Here is a 15,981-nt window from a genome sequence, read left to right as displayed (position 1 = left end):
GGCCCCACTGCCGGCAAGCGGCAATGGGGCCAGGACGGTCAGCCCAGCGCAGGCGTACGCGGCGGGACCATGCGGCGTGAGCCGGTCGCCTCGAAGGCCGCAGCAAAGCTCAGCAGGTTGTTGTCGCTGTAGGCGCGGCCGGCAAACGTCAGGCCTACCGGCATGCCGATGTCGGCCATCACGCCCATCGGCACGGTGACGGTCGGCACGCCCAGGTGGCGGATGGCGAGGTTGCCGTTGGCTACCCAGATACCGTTGCTCCAGGCGACATCCGCCGAGGCCAGGTTGACGTCGGCATCGGCCGGGCCCACGTCGGCCACGGTGGGGAACAGCACCGCGTCCAGGCCTTGGGCGTCCATCCAGTCTTCCAGGTCGAGCTTGCGGGTGGCTTCCAGGCCACGCAAGCCGTCGGGCAGGGTTTCGATCTGATCCCAGGTCTTCAGGCCGCGCTTGGCCATGTTGACGTATTCATCCATGCCCGCTGCCAGGTCATCCTCACGGTTGGGCAGGGTGCCGGGATCATGGGGGAAGATCTTCGGGCCATCGACGTCGGCCAGGCGGTTGAGCTTGGGATCGTTGTTGGCGCGCAGGAAGTCATCGAAGCCCCAGCCGGACAATTCCCACAGTTCGTCGTGAAGAAATTCCTTGCTGACGATCCCGCGGTTGTACACGGTCGGTGCGCCCGGGCGGTCGCCTTCGCAATTGGAGACCAGCGGGAAGTCCACTTCCAATACTTCGGCGCCGGCCGCTTCCAAGGCTTGACGCGCTTGCTTCCACAGGTCGATGACGCTGGCGCGGGTGTTGATGCGTTGGCCGGTCGGGCCACCGATGCCGGGCTTTTCGGAAGTGCCTGCCTGATCATCGGCATTGATGTACATGCGCGGCACGCCGAAACGCTTGCCCTTGAGCGAGCTGGCATCAGCTGCCAGGGCCAGGTAGGACGCCGGGCGCACGTCGGAGGCGGCTGGAATCGGCACCCAAGGCTGCAGGCGCCACAGGTCGCCACGTGGGTCGGCATCGTCGGCGACTACGACATCGAGGATTTCCAGCAGGTCGGTCATGGTCCGGGCGTACGGCACCACCACGTCCATGGTCGGCGTCAGCGGCCAGTTGCCACGTACCGAGATCACCCCGCGCGAAGGCGTGTAGGCACACAGCCCGTTATTCGAAGCAGGACCACGACCGCTCGACCAGGTTTCTTCGGCCAAGCCGAAGGCGCTGAAGCTGGCCGCGGTGGCGGTGCCGGCACCATTCGATGAGCCAGAGGCGAACGGTGCGGTCAGGTAGTTGGCGTTATACGGGCTTTCGGCGCGGCCATAGACGCCACGTTGCATGCCGCCGTTGGCCATGGGCGGCATGTTGGTCTTGCCCAGGCAGATGGCGCCGCCGGCGCGCAGGCGCTCGACGGTGAAAGCGTCGCGCTGGGCGACCAGTTCCTTGAACGCCGGGCTACCGGAAGCGGCGGTCAGGCCTTTGACCAGGTAGCTGTCCTTGGCGGTGTAGGGGATGCCGTCGAGCGGTCCGAGCAGTTCGCCACGGGCGCGGCGGGCGTCGGAGGCTTCGGCCTCCTTGAGTGCTTCTGGATTGCGCACTACCACGGCATTCAAGGCAGTGGCGGTATCGGCTCCATCGTAGGCATCGATACGCGCCAGGTAGGCCTTGACCAGCTCGACCGCCGTCGTGCGGCCTGCTGCGAGCGCGTCGCGCAGCTCGGCAATGGAAACCTCGGTTACCTCGATCATGCGTTCACCAAAAATTGTGCAGGTGGGGGCTTTTGCGAGGAGTGTACAAGAAGGGCGCGGGGGACGCAGGTTTGCGCGGGGGCAAACGGATTTTTGCAACAGGGCATTGTTGGGGCCGCAAGACGGCCCCGTTTGCATCAGTCCAGATCTGCCGCCGAATGCCGTTCTGGTACCTGAGTGCCTTCATCACCCCAGGTGCGGTTGACCCGCGTACCCCGTTGCACGGCTGGCCGCTGGGCAATTTCTTCAGCCCAGCGCTGCACGTGCGGGTACTCCTCTACCGCGAGAAATTCCGCAGCGCCATACAGGTTGCCGCGCACCAGTTGCCCGTACCATGGCCACACGGCGATGTCGGCAATGCTGTATTCGTCGCCACCCAGGTAGCGGCTTTGCGCCAGACGGCGCTCAAGCACGTCGAGCTGACGCTTGGCCTCCATGGTGAAGCGGTTGATGGCGTATTCGATTTTCTCTGGGGCGTAGACGTAGAAATGGCCAAAGCCACCACCCAAGTAGGGTGCCGAACCCATCTGCCAGAACAGCCAGCTCAAGCTTTCGGTACGTGCGGCGGGATCTTTTGGCAGGTAGGCGCCAAACTTTTCAGCCAGGTACAGCAGGATCGAGCCCGATTCGAACACCCTTACCGGCGGCTCTACGCTGCGGTCGAGCAGGGCGGGGATCTTCGAGTTGGGGTTTACCGCCACGAAGCCGCTGGAGAATTGATCGCCTTCGCCAATGCGAATCAGCCAGGCATCGTACTCGGCGCCGTTGTGGCCAAGGGCGAGCAGTTCTTCAAGGAGAATGGTGACTTTGACACCGTTGGGGGTAGCCAGGGAGTACAGCTGCAGCGGCTGCTTGCCGACGGGCAGCGCCTTGTCATGGGTAGGGCCGGCGATCGGGCGGTTGATGCTGGCGAACTGGCCGCCGGAGGCTGCGTCGTTGCGCCAGACCTTGGGCGGGACGTAGGGGGGCTTGCTCATGCCTGGAACTCCTTGAAGGGCGAAATGCGGTTCATGCACAGACTGGACCTGCATCTATGCCATGGGTTCTGGGCGATGTGCAAATGCATTGGGCGCGGGCATTAGGTGCTTAGTGCCGCACGCGTGTTTAGCCTCTTCGCGGGCAAGCCCGCTCCCACAGGTATTTCACCGTTCTCGAAAGCGGCGGTGTACCTGTGGGAGCGGGCTGCCCGCGAAAGCGCTAGTCAGGCCACCGGAATGGTCGGGTCTGCCGCTGCCAGTGCCGCTGCACGGTCCACGGCCGCTGGCGGATAGATCCAGATTGAGTTGATATGCGACTTCAGCACCTTGGCCTCGGCCTTGTCGGTCGGTGGCGACACGGCCCGCTCCCAGCCTTCGGTATACACCGCGCCCCAGGCACCCAGGTCGAGGCAGGTCACGTACTTGGGCTGGTTGTAGGTCATCGGCGCCACGCCGATCAGTTCGGCTGCCGCGTTGTTGCCAGCGTAGCGCCCCAGTGGGATGGCATGCTGGCAGGACATCACGGCGTAGTTGCCCACGTCATCGCACGCCGCATAAGCCACATCACCGGCCGCGTACACCGCATCGTTGCCCTTGACCTTGAGGTTGCCGTCCACATGCAGCCGGCCCTGGCGGTCGCGTTCGCCACTGATCTGCTCGGTCAGCGGATTGGCCCTGAAGCCCACGGTCCACACCACGGTTTTTGCGTCGATGCGCTGGCCGTTGTCCAGCAGCACACCGTCGCGGTCCACCGAGGCCACGGTGGCCCCGCAGATCCATTCGATGCCAAGCTCCCTGGATGCCTCTTCGATGGCCGGGCGGATGCCGTCGCCCAGGGCTGCACCAATTTTCGCGCCACGGTCGATGACCACCACGCGCAGCATTGCCTCATCCCCCAGGATGTTGCGCAAACGCGATGGCAGTTCGGTAGCGGTTTCAATACCGGTAAAGCCGCCACCCGCAATGACCACGGTATTGCGCGCGGGGGTGTCGGGCAGATCGACCAGCGACTTGAGGTGAGTTTCGAGGCGCGCGGCGCTGTCGATCTTGTCGACATCGAAGACATGCTCGATGCCAGCCATGGCAGGACGGTTGAGCACGCTGCCGCAGGCCATGATCAGGCGGTCATAGCCCAGTTCGCACTCGGTGCCACTGTGGGTACGGTACTTCACCTGCTTGCGGTCTTCGTCGACCTTGAATGCCGTGCCTTGCACGAAACGCACGTTCACTGCTTCGAACAGCTCCTGCAGGGGGGCGGCCATGGTATGCACTTCGGGTTCATAGAAGCGTGGGCGCACATGCAGCTCGGCCTGCGGCGCAAGCACTGTCACCGTTACATCCTTGCGGTCATGCAAGTCCAGTTGGCGGATGGCGCTTAGAGCGCTCCACAGGCCTGCGAAGCCTGCGCCAATGATCAGGATGTTTTTCATCGTTGTGCTCCTGGAAGGACCGGATAGAACAAGGTAGCCCTTGTTGGCGGACAACGATGCTACGGGCGACGAAGCAACACACCCTAGGCCAAAGAACCCTGAATTTCGGCCAGCGGCACACTGCGGGCGAAGCGGGCGCGGTAGTCGCGCGGGGTGACCGCCAGGTGACGCTGGAAGGCCAGGCGCATGCGCTCTTCATTACCGAACCCGCATTGCCGGGCCACTTGCTCGATGTGTTTGTCGGTGTTTTCCAACTGGCGCCGGGCGGCTTCCAGGCGAAACACCTCGATGGCCTTGGCTGGGGTGCGGCCGGTCTTCACCTTGTACACACGGGTGAAGTTTCGCAGGCTCATGTGCGCCTGTTCGGCGAGGCGCTCGACGGTCAGTTGCGGGTCGCCGAGGTGATTGTTTAGCCACAGGTGCAGGGCCTCGAACTCGGCGCAGTCCTGGCCTTGCAGTTTGAGCAGTTCACTGAACTGCGCCTGCCCGCCCGGGCGCTTCAGAAACACCACCAGCTCGCGCGCCACCTGCATGGCCACGTCCCGTCCACAGTCCAGTTCGACCAGCGCCAGGGCCATGTCGATGCCGGCGCTCACGCCCGCCGAGGTCCACACCGTGTCCTGCTGGACGAAGATCGATTCGTGGTCCACCTGCACTGCCGGGAAGTCGCGCCGCAGCACCTCGCACATGGCCCAGTGGGTAGCGGCGCGGCGGCCGTCGAGCAGGCCGGCGCTGGCCAGCAGAAAAGTGCCGCTGCACACCGAGGCGGTACGTTTGGCGTGCAGGCTGGCGCGGCGTAACCAGGCGATCAGCGGGCCATGGCCGGGCAGGGCGCGGATGATGTCCGGGGCGCCGGGCACGATCAATGTGTCGACCGCCTGGGCCATTATGTCATCCAGGCGTTCGGTGGCGACGGTCAAGCCTTCCGCGGTTGGCTGCAGGCCACCTTCGAGGCTGGCGGTGTGCAGGCGGTAACCCGGCAAACCGCGCTCGGCCATGGCTTTGGTGGCAGCCCAGAACACGGTTTGGGCGCCACTGAGGTCGAGCAGGCCCATGGCCTCGTAGGCCACGAAGACCACCACTCGTGGAGGGTCGACGGGCTTGAGCGGCGGGTCTAGCTGGCCTGCGATATCGGTCATGGTTGTGTCTGTGCATCGCCAAAACCGCAGTATGTGCAGCCTCGGGGCGCCTAGGCAACCACCAGCTTTTCAAGGCATGTAGCCAGTCTTGTCTGCTTCGGTGATAGGGCGTAACACGCGGCAGGGAACACCGGCTGCAATGACGTTGGGTGGAATGTCCGATGTCACGACACTCCCGGAGCCGATGATGGCCCCCTCGCCAATGGTCACCCCTGGGTTCACGTGCACGCCTGCGCCAATCCAGACCCTGTTGCCAATGCTCACCGGCCTGGCGAAGCAAGCGCCCGCTGCACGTTCGGCCGGGTCTATCGCATGGTTGGACGTGTAGATTCCGACACGCGGCCCCAGTAGCACGTTGTCACCGATGGTGATGCCGCCGCCATCGAGCATGACGCAGTCGAAGTTTGCGTAGAAGTGGCTGCCGATATGAATGTGGCGACCAAACTCACAGCGAAACGTTGGCTCGAAATGCACGGCGGTACCCATGCTGCCCAGCAAGCCCCGCAGGATTTCCTCTCGCTCACCAGCAGGCCTGGAAAATGCGTCGTTGTACTGGCTCGTCAGCAGAACCGCCTGCTCCCGAGCTGCAATCAGTTCGGGAGTGAGGTCATTGTAGATCTGGCCCTGGCGGATCTGCTTCAGTTGCGATTCAAGGTCCGGCATCTGTTCCTCATATCAAGGTGGGGCAACGGCCCACCATACGCACCAGGCCTGCTTCGCATCAACTCTGCACTTCAGCGTGCCTGCGGCACGATCAGGCTGGCCGGTGCATCAGCGGCGCGGCGCCGTGCCACCCAGTAATACAGCACACTCGGCACCACCAGGCCGATCAGCCAGGACACGTCCACGCCGCCCAGGTGCGCGACCATCGGTCCGGTGTACAGCTTGGTGTCGATGAATGGCATCTGGATCAGTACGCCAACGGTGTACACGCTGATCCCAGGCCAGTTCCAACGGCCATAGCGGCCTTCGGGGTCGGCCAGGGCAGGGATGTCGTAGCGTTCCTTGGTGATGAAGTAGTAGTCCACCAGGTTGACCGCGCTCCAGGGCACGAAGAAGGTCAGCAGGAACAGGATGAACGACTTGAATGCAGTGAGGAACGAGTGCTGGCCGAGCAAAGCCACCAGTGTGGCAGCACCGACGATGGCCAGCACGAACACCAGGCGCTGGGTGCGGCTGATCGCCAGGTGGCCACGAAAGCCGCTGATGATGGTGGCGATGCACATGAAGCTGCCATAGGAGTTCAGTGTCGAGATGGTCACCTTGCCGAAGGCGATGCAGAAGTAGAGCAGCGCCGCAGTGCTGCCCGCGCCACCCAGGCCGACGATATACGCCACTTCGCGCCCGGTGAACTGGCCGCCGGCGATGGCAGCGGCGAACACACCCAGGACCATCGAGGCCTGAGCACCGATCACCGAGCCCAGGCCTGCGGCGAGGAAGGTCCTGACCGGCGACGTGCTGCGCGGCAGGTAGCGCGAATAATCGGCCACGTACGGACCGAAGGCGATCTGCCAGGACGCCGCCAGCGACACGGCCAGCAGGAACGATGCCCAGCTGAAGTGGCGGTTGTCGAGCAACTGGCCAATGTCGGCGAGCATCAAGATGCGGCTGAACAGGTAGACGAAGGCGATGATGCCGAGCACGCTGGCGACCCGGCCGATCCAATGGATGACTCGGTATCCCGCCAGGGTGGCGAGGACGATCACGGCGGCGAAGATGAGGATCCCGGTACTGTCGCTGACACTGAGCAACTGGCCGATGGCCTGCCCGGACAAGACCGTGCCAGTGGCGGTGAACCCCAGGTACATCAGGCACACCAGCACCATCGGAATTGCCGCGCCGTACACGCCAAATTGCACGCGGCTGGAGATCATCTGCGGCAGGCCCAGGCGTGGGCCCTGAGCGGCATGCAGCGCCATCACCGTGCCGCCGATCAGTTGCCCCAGCAGCAGGCCGATCAGCGACCAGAACACGTCGCCGCCGAGCACCACGGCCAGTGCGCCGGTGACGATGGCGGTAATTTGCAGGTTGGCTCCAAGCCATAGGGTGAACTGGCTGTACACCCGTCCATGGCGTTCAGCTTCGGGGATGTAGTCGATCGAACGCCGTTCGAGCACGGATTTGCTGGACATTGAGGGCTCCGCTTCATTGTTTTTGTGTCGGGGAGTTAGCCATTGGCGGCACGTAGCACAACGGGCTTCCACTCGATATGAACATGTCTATACAAGTCCGGTCAAGCGGGACGATTTCCGCTAATACGACGCTACTGTTGCGCAAGGGTTGGCCGGAACTGTGCTGGTCCCATGCTCGAAAATGGCCTTATGCTGTTACGAAATGTGTCTAGATCGCCAGAAGAAGGAAGTTGCAATGCCGCTCAAGGACCTGCTGATCGCCCTGGTGGTGATCGTCGCCTGGGGAGTCAATTTCGTGGTCATCAAGGTAGGCCTCGATGGCCTGCCGCCGATGCTGCTGGGGGCATTGCGCTTTCTGCTGGTGGCCTTTCCGGCCGTGCTGCTGGTCAAACGGCCGAAATTGCCGTGGCGCTGGTTGATCGCCTACGGTGCGACCATCTCTCTGGGGCAATTTGCCTTTCTGTTCCAGGCCATGTACAGCGGCATGCCACCGGGGCTGGCGTCGTTGGTGCTGCAGTCACAGGCTTTCTTTACCCTCGGTTTCGCTGCGTTGTTTCTGGGGGAGCGCCTGCGCCCGGCAAGTGTGCTGGGGTTGCTGGTGGCGGCCAGTGGTCTGGCTTTGATCGGCAGCGAAGACAGCGGCCATGTGCCGCTGGTGGCACTGTTGCTGACCCTGTGCGCAGGCGCCATGTGGGGCATGGGCAACATCATTACCCGCCGTTTCGGTTCGGTTGACCTGGTGGCGTTGGTGATCTGGGGTGGGTTGATTCCGCCGCTGCCGTTTCTGGCCTTGTCGTGGTGGCTGGATGGGCCCGAGCGTATTGGCCATGCGCTGGCCAACATCGGCTGGAGCTCGGTATTGGCGCTGATCTACCTGGCGTTTGTCGCCACCATGCTTGGCTACAGCCTGTGGAGCAAACTGTTGTCGCGTCACCCGGCGGGCAAGGTGGCGCCGTTCTCTTTGTTGGTGCCAGTGATCGGGTTGAGCTCTTCGGCCTGGTTACTGGGCGAGCGGCTGACGGCGGTGCAGGGGTGGGGTGCGCTGCTGGTCATGCTTGGGTTGCTGGTCAATGTATTCGGGTCGAAGCTTACGCAGCGGTTGCGGGCGGCGAGCGCAAGCTGATCGACGGGTTTGTTAGACTTGGCTCTTTTGCCAAGCCAACGGAGCCTCCCGATGATCATCTCTACCACCAGCCAGCTCGAAGGCCGCCCGATCGCCGAATACCTTGGCGTGGTCAGCTCTGAATCGGTGCAGGGCATCAACTTCGTGCGCGATTTCTTCGCACGCTTTCGCGACTTTTTCGGCGGCCGCTCACAAACGCTGGAGAGCGCGCTGCGCGAGGCACGCGAGCAGGCCACCGAAGAGTTGAAAGTGCGGGCACGGCAGTTGCAGGCCGATGCGGTGGTGGGCGTCGACTTTGAAATCAGCATGCCCTCGGTGCAGGGCGGCATGGTGGTTGTGTTCGCCACAGGCACGGCTGTGCGCCTGAAATAAAGGCGAAGTGCCACTGGTCGGTTCTAGATGATTTGTCCCGGCAGTCTGCATGTGACCGGCTAGTCTCACTTTCACAGGTCGCGTTTTTCCCAGGCAAAGCTGTACAGGCCGACGCGGTCGCCACTGAAAGGAGAGCAGGGCATGAGTGAGTCCTTTTTCGAAGACATGAATGATGCATTCCCGATCAACAGCCAGGTGCGTTGCGGTCAGTCGGCATTTCGCCTGGGCGTTGGCCACATGACCCTGGACGATTCGGAACAGTTGCAGCCAGCACATCTGCAGCGCAGCAAAAAGGGCCGCTTCACGCCGCGCATTCCGTTGAAAAAGTGATCCCGTTCACATTACCCCGCCCTCTGGCGGGGTTTTTGTTGGCTCGGGTTGATCCTGCTCATGGCATCGATGGGTTGCGCTCGCCGAATCGATGCCGGTGTGCTTTTCTGACGCTATCTCAGGAAAGGAGGTGTGTTTTTCCATGCGAGTCAGGGAAGAAACCTATTGGCAGTGGGCCGATGCGCAATTGCACAGCCGCAGCCACGATGAAGCGTTGAGTGACGGCACTACCCTCGATGTACAGGTACGCCTGTCGCGGCTCGGAGCCACGCAGTTGTTCCTCGGGCTGTATAGCCAGGAGGGCAAGGCGCTGGTGGAAGAGTATTACCCGGCACGGCCCGGCGAGACCATGACTCGCGCCCTGGTGTGGGGTGTCGACCGGGCGAGGGCGCTGGCGACCGGTGCGCTGGCATTGCCACTGCGCCAGCGTCGCCAGGCATGAAAAAGCCCGGCTTATGCGGGCCGGGCTCATAAAGTGGTGTGGCTGCTCAATGACGCATCAGTTGAGCGGCTCGATCACCTTGACTGCCTGCCGCTCACGGGCGGCGGGCCATTCTTGTTGCAGGGTCTGCAGCACGCGACCGACGAACTCGGTGTCGGCGGCGGCTTTCTTGCCGACGTAGCCCTGGCCACGGCGGTAGACCTTGAAGCGGGCGCGCATGCTAGGCAAGTGCGCTTCGAATTCATCTTCGACCGTGTTCGGCGGCAGGCGGTCGAGGCGCACCTCGCCGGTCTGGTTGACCCACAGCAGGTGGTCGTCGAGGCTGTCTTTGCGCGCGGCGAACAGCTGGGCCAGTTGGTCGATGGTCGGATTGTTGTTCAAGTTCATCATAAAGCCCCCATTACCCATTTTTTGTTGGTGATTTTCACAGTTGGCGCCACAGCATGTAGCGCACTACCAAGGCTGCTACAGCAGCATCGCAACAGGGGCTTTCTTACACCTGCCTTTTGGACAGTTCCCTCTCCACGGGCGGCCTGCGTTACCGCGCAAGCCGCCTGGAACACCCTTGCCACCGCTCCCGATCGGGGAGACGGCCTCATCATGCCCAAGGGCGATTGGCGGCGTCAATGGTTTTGTAGTGAAAATTTTTAGTCACTACATATTGTCCGACAATCCCGTATGACGGCCTATCAGCGGTCTATGCTCGACAGGATTCGGTAGGCTGCGCGCACGCGTTCTTCGTTGGGATAATTGCGATTGGCGAGTAGAACAATGGCCTTGCCTGCGGAGGGGATGAACACGGCATAGGCCCCAAAACCATTGGTGGAGCCGGTCTTGTTGTACCAGGCTGCACGAAGCGCTGGCAGGGCGGGGTCGAGACGCTGCGTGGCCTGTGGCTCGCGGATAAGCCGGAGGCTGTTGCCATCGACCAGAGTGTCGAGTGCGGCAGGGTAGGGATAGCGTTCCCAGCCCAAGCCTTGGGTCATCGCGCCGACCCGGAAATAACCGGCCTGGGTGAGGGCAGCCGCTTTTCTCACGGCGGGTGGCAGTTCGTCTGGCTGCATGTGTAGGCGCACGTAGCGCAGCAGGTCGCTGGCGCTGGTCTTGATGCCGTAGGCCTCGTCTGCGTAGGGGCCGGGGCTGACCCGAACTGGGCGGTCCTGGGCATCGTAACCTTGAGCGTAGAGGTCTTGAGCGTTGGCGGGGATCTCCAGATAGGTATGCTTCAGTCCCATCTGCGGCAATAGGCCCTGGGTCATCAACTCGGCGAATGGCTTCTGCTGTGCGCGTGCGGCCAAATCACCGAACAGCCCCAAGCTGGGGTTCGAGTAGCAACGCTGGGTGCCGTGTTCGCTCTTGGGCTGCCAGTTACGGAAAAAGTCCAACGCCTGTTCGTCGGTTTTCACTGCATCGGGGAATTGCAACGGCAGGCAGTCGGCGCTGTAAGCACCCAACTCGAGCACGCTGGCTTTGCCAAGCGGCGTGCCGGCCAGAGCGGGTTGGTAGCGTTGGGCTGGGGCGTCGAGGTCAAGCTTGGCCTCGGCGCTGGCCAAGGCGGCGAGTGTGGCGGTGTAGGTCTTGCTCAGTGAACCGATCTCGAACAGCGTATCGGCGGTGACGGGTTGATTATCGGCCTTGCTGGCCACGCCATAGTTGAAATAGTGCGCCTGGCCATTGGCATACAGCGCTACGGCCATGCCAGCGATTCCCTGATCCTGCATCAGTGGGCGGATGACTTCGTCGACTCGCCGCTGCAGTGGATCAGCTGCGAGTACAAAGGTCGTACTCAACGCCAAAGTCGTGGCGGCAGTGAGCGACGCGAGGCGAACGAGGGGCATGCAAGGTTCCTTTTCGGGTATGTGTCCGTTGAGCGACACCGGTGGGGGTTCCGGCGTTAGCAGGAAAAAGCCTCAGACCTTATCGTCTGCCCCTGCACAACGACAAGATGGATATGTTCATGAAGTATTTGCGCATGTTGTTCGACAACTTCACCTTGGCCTTACTCGGGGTCGTGCTCATCGCCACCGTGCTGCCCTGCTCGGGCGACGGCGCGGTGTATTTTGGCTGGCTGACCAACCTGGCCATCGGCCTGTTGTTCTTCCTGCACGGTGCCAAGCTGTCGCGTGAGGCGATTATCGCCGGTGCCGGGCATTGGCGTCTGCACTTGCTGGTGTTCTCCTGCACCTTCGTACTGTTCCCGCTGCTGGGCCTTGCGTTCAAGCCGCTGTTCGTGCCGCTGGTGGGCAATGAGTTGTATCTTGGCGTGCTGTATCTGTGTGCCTTGCCAGCAACCGTGCAGTCGGCGATTGCCTTTACTTCGTTGGCGCGTGGCAATGTGCCGGCGGCCATCTGCAGCGCTGCGGCCTCCAGCCTGATCGGTATCTTCCTGACCCCGCTGCTGGTGATGATGTTGCTGGGTGCCAGTGGCGATACCGGTTCGGGCCTGGATGCGGTGCTGAAGATCACCCTGCAGTTGCTCGTGCCCTTCGTCGCCGGGCAGATCGCCCGGCGCTGGATCGGTGCCTGGGTCAAGCGCAATGCGCGCTGGCTCAAGGTCGTGGACCAGGGCTCGATCCTGCTGGTGGTCTACACCGCGTTCAGCGAGGCGGTGGTCACGGGCTTGTGGCACACGGTATCGCCACAGCATCTGGCAGGGTTGTTCGCCGTCTGCGGCATTCTGCTGGCGGTGGTGCTGTTCGGTACGCGCCTGCTGGGCAAAGCGTTCGGCTTCAATCTTGAAGACCGCATCACCATTCTGTTTGCCGGCTCCAAGAAGAGCCTGGCGACCGGCGTGCCGATGGCGCAGGTGCTGTTCGTGGGGAGTGGGATCGGGGCGATGATCTTGCCGCTGATGCTGTTCCATCAGATTCAGTTGATGGTGTGTGCGGTATTGGCGCAGCGGTATGCCAGCCGCGAGGAAGATGGCAAGGTGTCTCCAGTGTCTTCCTGATAATCGTGTGTCGTTAGTACCTGCCTCTTCGCGGGACAAGCCCGCTCCCACAGAGATCGGGTTGCCATCGGACCTGTGGGAGCGGGCTTGCCCCGCGAAGGGGTCAGTCCAGTCTACCGAGACTGCCCCGAGCTGCGCTGGCGCAATGCCTTGCTGACTTCGGCTTCGATCTTGTACGCCGGCCCCTCCAGTTCATCGTAATTGCGCGTATAGCGCCGGGCGAACTCTTCCACCCCCAATTCCTGATACTGCTGCACATGCTTGAGCTCGTGCGCCCACAGCGCCACGTTGTCCTCGGCATCACCGGCATGCCGGAAGATGATCGTGTCGATCAAGGTCACCGCATTCACATCCGGGTTTTGCAGCAGGGCGTTGGCGGCACTGATCTGTTGTTCGTCACCCACCCGGTAGCGCGCAGCATCGAGCACGGCAAAGTCATACCAGGGTTCGAGTTGGGCGCGGATATGCAGCGGGATTGGTTGGCTGCCGCTGGCCGTTGCCTCGTCACGGGCCTGGCGCAGGGCGAAGGCCAGGCTGCTGGAGGCCATGACTTCGACATCCTTGAGCACCTGGCCTGCCTGGCCGGGGTCGATGGGCGCGCAGAAACAGCCCATTAGGCAAACCTGGTACTGCCCAGGCGGGCAAGCTTGCTCGGCGTGGGCTGCGGTGCTCAGCAACAGGGCACCCAGTAGGCTAGCGGCTTTCATTCAGCGCCCTGTCGACGAAGCTGCGGCTGGCGTCCAGCACCTGTGCCTGAACCACCTCAGTGGCCAGCATGCGCCCGACCACCAGCGCCCCGACGCATTGGCTGATCAATACCCAGGCGATCGCCTCGTCTTCCAGCGTCTGGCTCCAGGCAGCGTGCAGACTCACCAACCAGTGCTCGGCTTCTTCGCGTACTGGCCGTTCGGCCCGGGCGATTTCCACGCCCAGCGGCGGCAGCGGGCAGCCACCCTCGGTGTTATGCAGGTGCGCCAGGCTCAGATACTGCTGCAGGCAGCGCGCCAGGCGCTCGCGGCTGGCGCCCTGGTTGGCCAGGCGGGCCAGCGGGCTGTTGCAGAGCTCCTGACGGACCACTTCGGTAAACAGGTCGTCCTTGGACGGGAAGTGGTTGTAGAACGCACCACCGGTCAGGCCGATGGCTTTCATCAGCCCGGCAACGCCGGTGCTGGCAAAACCCCCACGCTTGGCCAGTGCGCCGCTGCTGGCCAGCAGCTTGTCGCGAGTCTGTTGCTTGTGTTCGCTGGAGTAGCGCACCGGAAACCTCTGAACGCTGGCTTGACGATGGCGCTGATCATAACATAGCGTTCGTTTACTAAACGATCATTCATCAATGGAGGCGCGCATGACAGAACAACAAAAAGTGGTGCTGGTGATTGGCGCGGGGGATGCCACGGGCGGCGAAATCGCCAAGCGCTTCGCCCGGGAGGGTTATATCGCCTGCGTCACCCGTCGTCAGGCCGAGAAGCTACAGCCGCTGGTGGATGAGATCCGCGCTGCAGGCGGGCAAGCCCACGGTTTCGGCTCGGATGCGCGCAAAGAAGACGAAGTCGCGGCGCTGGTCGAAACCATCGAGCGTGATATCGGCCCCATCGAAGCCTTTGTCTTCAATATTGGCGCGAATGTACCGTGCAGCATTCTCGAAGAAACCCCACGCAAGTACTTTAAAATCTGGGAAATGGCGTGCTTTGCCGGCTTCCTCACTGCCCAGGCAGTAGCGCGGCGTATGGTGGCTCGTGAGCGCGGCACTGTGTTGTTCACGGGGGCTACCGCGGGCACGCGAGGGGCGGCTGGTTTTGCCGCCTTCGCCGGCGCCAAGCACGGCCTGCGAGCCTTGGCGCAGAGCATGGCGCGGGAGTTGGGGCCGCGCAATATCCACGTTGCCCACGTGGTGGTGGATGGTGCTATCGACACCGCCTTCATCCGTGACAGCTTCCCTGAACGCTATGCGCTCAAGGATCAGGACGGCATTCTCGACCCTGCACACATAGCCGACAGCTACTGGTTTCTGCACGCACAGCCGCGCGATGCCTGGACCTTCGAACTGGACCTGCGCCCGTGGATGGAGCGTTGGTAAGCCCCGACTCATCAAGGAGTGTGCTGCATGAACAAGACCATGGAGTTCTTTTTCGATCTGGGTAGCCCGGCCAGTTACCTGGCCTGGACGCAATTGCCAGCCTTGTGCGCCCGCCATGGCGCAACACTGCAGTTTCGGCCGATGTTGCTCGGCGGAGTCTTTCAGGCCACGGGCAATGCGTCGCCCGCGATGATCCCGACCAAGGGGCGTTACATGTTCACCGACCTCGGTCGATTTGCTGCGCGCTATGGCGTGCCGTTCGGGTTACCGCCAGGCTTCCCGCTCAATACCCTGGCCCTGATGCGGGGCGTGATTGGCATTCAGCTACGCTCGCCGGATCGCTTCGAGGCCTTGCTGTCGGCGTTGTTCAACGGGATGTGGGCGCAGCGCCGTAACTTCGCGGATATCGAGGTAGTGGAGCAGGTGCTGGAGGAGGCGGGCTTCGATCCTGCTGAGTTTCATGCCTTGTCGACTGACGTAGAAGTGAAGGCGGCGCTGAAGCAGGTGACCGAAGAGGCTGTGGAGCGTGGAGTGTTTGGCGCACCGACCTGTTTTGTCGACGGGCAGATGTACTTCGGCCAGGATCGACTGGATTTCGTCGAGGAGGCGTTGAAGCCATAAACACCACGGCCTCTTCGCGGGTTACCACGAAGAGGCCGCCAGGCTTACAACGGGATCAGAAGTTGGCCGGGGTGTTGGCGCTGATGATTTCCGCTTCGTCCTGGCCAATGTTCTTGAAGCTGTGCGGCAGGGTCGTCGGGATGTAGTAGCCATCGCCAGAATTGAGGATGCTGACCTGGCCATCGACCCACAGCTCCACGGTGCCGCGTGTGACCAGCCCGCATTCCTCGCCTTCGGCATGCACGATCGGCTCGCCCGAGTCGGCGCCCGGTGCGTACAGTTCGCGTAGCATGCGCATCTGCCGGGCTTCGACGCTGGCGCCGACCAACAGCATGCGCAGGCCATTGCGGCCCAGGTCCGGCTGCTCGCTGGCACGAAACACGAAGCGCTCTTCCCGTACCGGTTCGTCGAAGCTGAAGAACTCCGCCAAGGACATCGGAATCCCTTCGAGCAGTTTTTTCAGGGAGCTGACCGAAGGGCTGACGCGGTTCTGTTCGATCTGCGAGATCGTCGAGTTGGTCAGCCCGCTGCGACGGGCCAGTTCCCGCTGGGAAAGGCTGTTGCGTTCACGCACCAGTTTGAGTCGTGTCCCTGTGTCCATAGCCGCCTTGTAATCAGAGGTGTTAAAAATAATGAGCGACGCATT

The 15,981-nt window shown here is 62.6% G+C and carries 18 protein-coding genes; 7 read left to right on the top strand and 11 right to left on the bottom strand.

Annotation, left to right across the window (positions count from 1 at the left end):
* Positions 1-38: 38 nt before the first annotated feature.
* The 6 genes from ACZ6YA_RS17395 to ACZ6YA_RS17370 all read right to left on the bottom strand — a co-directional run bounded on the left by ACZ6YA_RS17395 (position 39) and on the right by ACZ6YA_RS17370 (position 7,420).
* Positions 39-1,742 carry an amidase gene (locus ACZ6YA_RS17395; protein WP_465898337.1) on the bottom strand — a complete coding sequence of 568 codons (1,704 nt, stop codon included), beginning with the start codon at positions 1,740-1,742 and terminating at the stop codon, positions 39-41.
* 137 nt (positions 1,743-1,879) lie between these two features.
* Positions 1,880-2,719, bottom strand: a complete 840-nt coding sequence (gene yghU, locus ACZ6YA_RS17390; RefSeq protein ID WP_465898336.1) for a glutathione-dependent disulfide-bond oxidoreductase — start codon at positions 2,717-2,719, stop codon at positions 1,880-1,882.
* A gap of 224 nt (positions 2,720-2,943) precedes the next feature.
* Entirely contained in the window at positions 2,944-4,149 is a 1,206-nt protein-coding gene (locus tag ACZ6YA_RS17385) for an NAD(P)/FAD-dependent oxidoreductase (protein ID WP_465898335.1), read from the bottom strand.
* Positions 4,150-4,232: 83 nt separating this feature from the next.
* On the bottom strand, positions 4,233-5,288 hold the full coding sequence (locus tag ACZ6YA_RS17380; RefSeq protein ID WP_465898334.1) for a GlxA family transcriptional regulator: 1,056 nt from the start codon (positions 5,286-5,288) through the stop codon (positions 4,233-4,235).
* A gap of 69 nt (positions 5,289-5,357) precedes the next feature.
* Positions 5,358-5,951 (bottom strand): sugar O-acetyltransferase, encoded by a 594-nt coding sequence (locus tag ACZ6YA_RS17375; protein ID WP_465898333.1) that lies wholly within the window; start codon positions 5,949-5,951, stop codon positions 5,358-5,360.
* Between the two features lie 71 nt (positions 5,952-6,022).
* Positions 6,023-7,420: a purine-cytosine permease family protein gene (locus tag ACZ6YA_RS17370; RefSeq protein ID WP_465898332.1), complete on the bottom strand. Its 1,398-nt coding sequence runs from the start codon at positions 7,418-7,420 to the stop codon at positions 6,023-6,025.
* A gap of 235 nt (positions 7,421-7,655) precedes the next feature.
* Between ACZ6YA_RS17370 and ACZ6YA_RS17365 the strand changes: the two genes are divergently transcribed.
* From ACZ6YA_RS17365 to ACZ6YA_RS17350, 4 genes are all read left to right on the top strand, one after another.
* Positions 7,656-8,543 (top strand): EamA family transporter, encoded by an 888-nt coding sequence (locus ACZ6YA_RS17365; protein WP_465898331.1) that lies wholly within the window; start codon positions 7,656-7,658, stop codon positions 8,541-8,543.
* A 51-nt stretch (positions 8,544-8,594) separates the two neighbouring features.
* Positions 8,595-8,915, top strand: a complete 321-nt coding sequence (locus ACZ6YA_RS17360) for a YbjQ family protein (RefSeq protein WP_400803349.1) — start codon at positions 8,595-8,597, stop codon at positions 8,913-8,915.
* A gap of 141 nt (positions 8,916-9,056) precedes the next feature.
* Positions 9,057-9,245 (top strand): hypothetical protein, encoded by a 189-nt coding sequence (locus ACZ6YA_RS17355; RefSeq protein WP_465898330.1) that lies wholly within the window; start codon positions 9,057-9,059, stop codon positions 9,243-9,245.
* Between the two features lie 142 nt (positions 9,246-9,387).
* On the top strand, positions 9,388-9,687 hold the full coding sequence (locus tag ACZ6YA_RS17350; protein ID WP_465898329.1) for a hypothetical protein: 300 nt from the start codon (positions 9,388-9,390) through the stop codon (positions 9,685-9,687).
* Positions 9,688-9,744: 57 nt separating this feature from the next.
* Here ACZ6YA_RS17350 and ACZ6YA_RS17345 read toward each other — a convergent pair whose 3' ends face one another.
* Together ACZ6YA_RS17345 and ampC are read right to left on the bottom strand one after the other, a co-directional pair.
* A complete protein-coding gene (locus tag ACZ6YA_RS17345; protein ID WP_400803356.1) occupies positions 9,745-10,077 on the bottom strand; it encodes a hypothetical protein in 333 nt (110 codons plus the stop codon).
* 299 nt (positions 10,078-10,376) lie between these two features.
* Complete coding sequence (gene ampC, locus ACZ6YA_RS17340; RefSeq protein ID WP_465898328.1) at positions 10,377-11,525, bottom strand: class C beta-lactamase; 1,149 nt, start codon at positions 11,523-11,525, stop codon at positions 10,377-10,379.
* 119 nt (positions 11,526-11,644) lie between these two features.
* Between ampC and ACZ6YA_RS17335 the strand changes: the two genes are divergently transcribed.
* Positions 11,645-12,637, top strand: coding sequence for a bile acid:sodium symporter family protein (locus ACZ6YA_RS17335; protein WP_465898327.1), 993 nt, complete (start codon positions 11,645-11,647; stop codon positions 12,635-12,637).
* Between the two features lie 113 nt (positions 12,638-12,750).
* Here the strand turns inward: ACZ6YA_RS17335 and ACZ6YA_RS17330 are convergent, their stop codons facing one another.
* Together ACZ6YA_RS17330 and ACZ6YA_RS17325 are read right to left on the bottom strand one after the other, a co-directional pair.
* Entirely contained in the window at positions 12,751-13,344 is a 594-nt protein-coding gene (locus ACZ6YA_RS17330; protein WP_465898326.1) for an eCIS core domain-containing protein, read from the bottom strand.
* Entirely contained in the window at positions 13,331-13,894 is a 564-nt protein-coding gene (locus ACZ6YA_RS17325; protein WP_465898325.1) for a TetR/AcrR family transcriptional regulator, read from the bottom strand. The genes ACZ6YA_RS17330 and ACZ6YA_RS17325 overlap by 14 nt, the downstream gene beginning before the upstream one ends.
* Positions 13,895-13,982: 88 nt before the next feature.
* Between ACZ6YA_RS17325 and ACZ6YA_RS17320 the strand changes: the two genes are divergently transcribed.
* Both ACZ6YA_RS17320 and ACZ6YA_RS17315 read left to right on the top strand, forming a co-directional pair.
* Positions 13,983-14,714: an SDR family oxidoreductase gene (locus tag ACZ6YA_RS17320; protein ID WP_465898324.1), complete on the top strand. Its 732-nt coding sequence runs from the start codon at positions 13,983-13,985 to the stop codon at positions 14,712-14,714.
* Between the two features lie 27 nt (positions 14,715-14,741).
* Positions 14,742-15,335 carry a 2-hydroxychromene-2-carboxylate isomerase gene (locus ACZ6YA_RS17315; protein ID WP_465898323.1) on the top strand — a complete coding sequence of 198 codons (594 nt, stop codon included), beginning with the start codon at positions 14,742-14,744 and terminating at the stop codon, positions 15,333-15,335.
* 55 nt (positions 15,336-15,390) lie between these two features.
* On the opposite strand, the gene ACZ6YA_RS17310 is transcribed toward ACZ6YA_RS17315, so the two are convergent.
* The gene (locus ACZ6YA_RS17310; protein WP_401077109.1) at positions 15,391-15,936 is read right to left on the bottom strand and encodes a cupin domain-containing protein; all 546 of its coding nucleotides are present in this window, start codon (positions 15,934-15,936) and stop codon (positions 15,391-15,393) included.
* Positions 15,937-15,981 lie beyond the last annotated feature (45 nt).

This window comes from Pseudomonas sp. NPDC090752, from assembly GCF_055584805.1.
Note: the sequence above shows the minus strand (reverse complement) of the source record. Positions and strands in the feature narration are given on the sequence as shown.